3 protein-coding genes are annotated in these 3,056 nt (G+C 75.5%); 1 reads left to right on the plus strand and 2 read right to left on the minus strand.

What is annotated here, in order from left to right; all coding sequences use genetic code 11:
• Together ACFCY7_RS40245 and ACFCY7_RS40250 are read right to left on the minus strand one after the other, a co-directional pair.
• On the minus strand, window positions 1–903 hold a 903-nt coding region (locus ACFCY7_RS40245), incomplete at its 3' end, for a DUF2637 domain-containing protein (protein ID WP_376491046.1).
• Between the two features lie 204 nt (window positions 904–1,107).
• Window positions 1,108–1,974, minus strand: a complete 867-nt coding sequence (locus ACFCY7_RS40250) for a (2Fe-2S)-binding protein (RefSeq protein WP_376491047.1) — start codon at window positions 1,972–1,974, stop codon at window positions 1,108–1,110.
• 191 nt (window positions 1,975–2,165) lie between these two features.
• Between ACFCY7_RS40250 and ACFCY7_RS40255 the strand changes: the two genes are divergently transcribed.
• Window positions 2,166–3,026 (plus strand): GntR family transcriptional regulator, encoded by an 861-nt coding sequence (locus ACFCY7_RS40255; RefSeq protein WP_376491048.1) that lies wholly within the window; start codon window positions 2,166–2,168, stop codon window positions 3,024–3,026.
• Window positions 3,027–3,056: the final 30 nt, after the last annotated feature.

Here is a 3,056-nt window from a genome sequence, read left to right on the forward strand (position 1 = left end):
CTGCACGGCAGCCGTCGCGGAGCCCGACCCGGCGCCCGCACCCGGGCCGGAACCGGCCGTGGCGTTCAGCGCGGCCATCTCGACCTGGCGGCCACCGCCCCGGCCGAGCCCGAAGGCGCGGTGCTGGCGGTTGATCGCCTTGAGCCGTGCCCGGTCGAGCTTGACCTGGTCGCGCCGCCGGATCCGGTTCTGCTCCTTCTCCCGACGGTCCTCGCGCACCTCGTCGACCGCCTCGTCGAGCGTCCGTACGCCCTCCAGCAGCATCAGCGACCAGGCGGCGAAGGTCTCCCGGGGAGCCCGCAGCCACCGGACGATCCGGATCTGCGGCAGCGGGCGGGGCACCAGGCCCTGCTCGCGCAGCGCCGCCCGGCGGGTCTGCTTCAGGGCCCGGTCGAAGAGGACCGCCGCCGAGAGGGACATGCCCGCGAAGAACTGCGGGGCGCCGTCGTGGCCCAGGCCGCGCGGCGCGTGGACCCAGTTGAACCAGGCCGCCGCGCCGGCGAACAGCCAGACGAGGAGCCGCGAGCCGAGGGCCGCGTCGCCGTGGCTGGCCTCGCGCACCGCGAGGACCGAGCAGAACATCGCCGCGCCGTCGAGGCCGAACGGGACGAGGTACTCCCAGCCCCCGGCGAGGTTGAGGTTCTGCCGGCCGAAGCCGACGAGCCCGTGGAAGGAGAGCGCCGCGGCGACCGCGGCACAGCAGAAGAGGAGGACGTAGGACGCGGTGCCGTAGACCGCCTCCTTGCGTCTGCGGCGCTCCTCGCTGCGTTCCCAGGAGTCCTCGGCCGCGGCCTGGTCACCGGCGCGCTTCCCGCGCGCGAGCACCGCCACCGCCGTCAGGACTCCGGCCACCATCACGCCACCCGGAAGCAGCCAGTCCAGCGATATGTCGGTCAGTCTCATGCGGTGTCCCTTGCATCGCAGTAGGGCTTTTGGCGGCCCATACTGGCCGACCCCGTGCGGTGCTCAAGGGGTTTCCGGGCAAGAGCACGCCATCGGGGGCCCACGGCATACGAATAGGTGCGATCTGGTCGAACGCACATGCAGGGGAGGGGAATTGAGTTCGATTTACGCCACCCGTGCGGGTGGCGTAATCACCCGTGAGCCTCAGGCGGTCGCGGCCAGTCGGCGGACCCGCTCGGCGTCGCAGGTGCGCGGGCAGGTGAGGCAGGTGTCCTCGGGGCGCAGCGTGTAGAAGAAGCAGCAGGTCGCCCGGTCGCGGGTGGCGCGCGGGGCGCCGCCGGCGTCCTCGGACCCGGCCAGCTCGCGGAAGCCCGCCGCGCCGGCGTACGGCTTGTACGGCTTGGGGGTGCCCGGCATGAGCAGTTCGAGCTCGTCCCTCGCCCGCCGCTCCTCGCCGAGCAGCGCGCCGACGTACCAGAGGCCCTCGACGATCTCGTCCGTGGCCATGCCCCACAGGGCCCGCCGACCGCGCTTCATGCGGGGCCCGAAGCCGCCGAGGACCGCCTCGAAGTGCTCGGCGAGCGAGGCGCGGACCTCGGCCCGCAGCGCCTCCTCGTCGGCGACGATCCGGGCGCCGGGCAGGGCGGCGGCGGGGTCGCCCGGCAGGCAGGCGAACTCGTCCACCCGGACCGACATCCGGCCGAGCGCCCGCTGGAAGGCGACGTTCCGGGCGGGCAGCCGGGGCACCCGGCGGTGCAGGAACCACGGGACGGTGACGAGGAGGCAGGCGGGCCAGGCGTAGCGGTGCAGTCCGAAGCTCGCGACGACGTCGGGGCGGGCCTGGGCGCCGTAGTCGCGCAGCACCTGCGCGTTGTCCCAGGCGAGGAAGGCGTCGAGGGCGGGGCCCCCGGTCGCGAGCTCGTCCGCGCCCACCCAGCCCGCGCCGCGCGGCAGCCGCTCGCCCCGGGCCGGTTCCTCTATCCGCAGGCCGGAGAAGGCCTCGGCGAGTCGCGCGTAGGAGGCCGCGACGGGCGAGGCGGGCGGAGCGGGCAGCAAGGCGGGGACGGTCATGCGGACCACCGAATCGCGATCGTAGGCAGGTTAGCCTTACCTTACCCGATTCGGGATCATCTCTCACCACCGTGGCCGCCCCACCTGCGGGGCCGCCCCGCACCCCCGCGGCGCCGGTCCGTTCGCCTATGGTGCACAGAGGACCCGGCCCACGCGAGCCGGGCCCGGCACGATGCCCCAGGAGGACCCGGGTGGAGCAGAGCGCAGCGCGCGAGCGGGCGACGGACCGACCGTCCCCGCCCTTCGGCGACCCGGCACGCGTACCCGAACAGGGCCGGAGCGCGGGCGACGCCGGACGCCCCGGCGGGACCGCGTACGTCCGTGCGACGGAGGACACCCGCGACGTCCGGTACACCCGCGGCCCCGCCCCCGCCCCGGGCGCCCGCGGCGAGCACACCCACGACCGGCCGGCCGTCCCCGCCCCCCGCGAGGTGCGGCGGCACTCCGTGCGCGGACAGATCCTCGACGCCCTCCGCACCGCCCTCGTGGGCGGCGAGCTCGTACCGGGCGAGGTGTACTCCGCCCCCGCCCTCGCCGAACGCTTCGGCGTCTCGGCGACACCCGTGCGCGAGGCCATGCAGCGACTGGCCGTCGAGGGCGCCGTGGAGGTCGTGCCGAACCGGGGCTTCCGCGTCACCGAGCGCACCCCGCGCGAACTCGCCGAGCTCGCCGAGGTCCGGGCGCTCATCGAGGTCCCCGTCATGCTGCGGCTCGCCCGCACCGTCCCGGCCGCCCGCTGGGCCGAGCTCCGGCCGCTCGCCGAGGCGACCGCGGCCGCCGCCGCCCGCGGCGACCGCGCCCACTACGCCGAGACCGACCGGGCCTTCCACCGGGCCGTCCTCTCCCTCGCCGGGAACACCCAGCTGCTCACCGTCGCCGACGACCTCCACCGCCGCTCCCAGTGGCCCCTGATCAGCGCCCCCGCCCTCCGCCACGGCGACCTCGTCGCCGACGCCGCCGAGCACACCGCCCTCCTCGACGCCCTGATCGCCCAGGACCTCACCGTCGTCCAGTCGCTCGTACGCGAGCACTTCGCCGGAGCGGACGGCTGAGCGGAAGGCCGAACGGACAGCCGCGCGGAC

Source organism: Streptomyces sp. NPDC056361 (genome assembly GCF_042262805.1).
Taxonomy (GTDB): domain Bacteria; phylum Actinomycetota; class Actinomycetes; order Streptomycetales; family Streptomycetaceae; genus Streptomyces.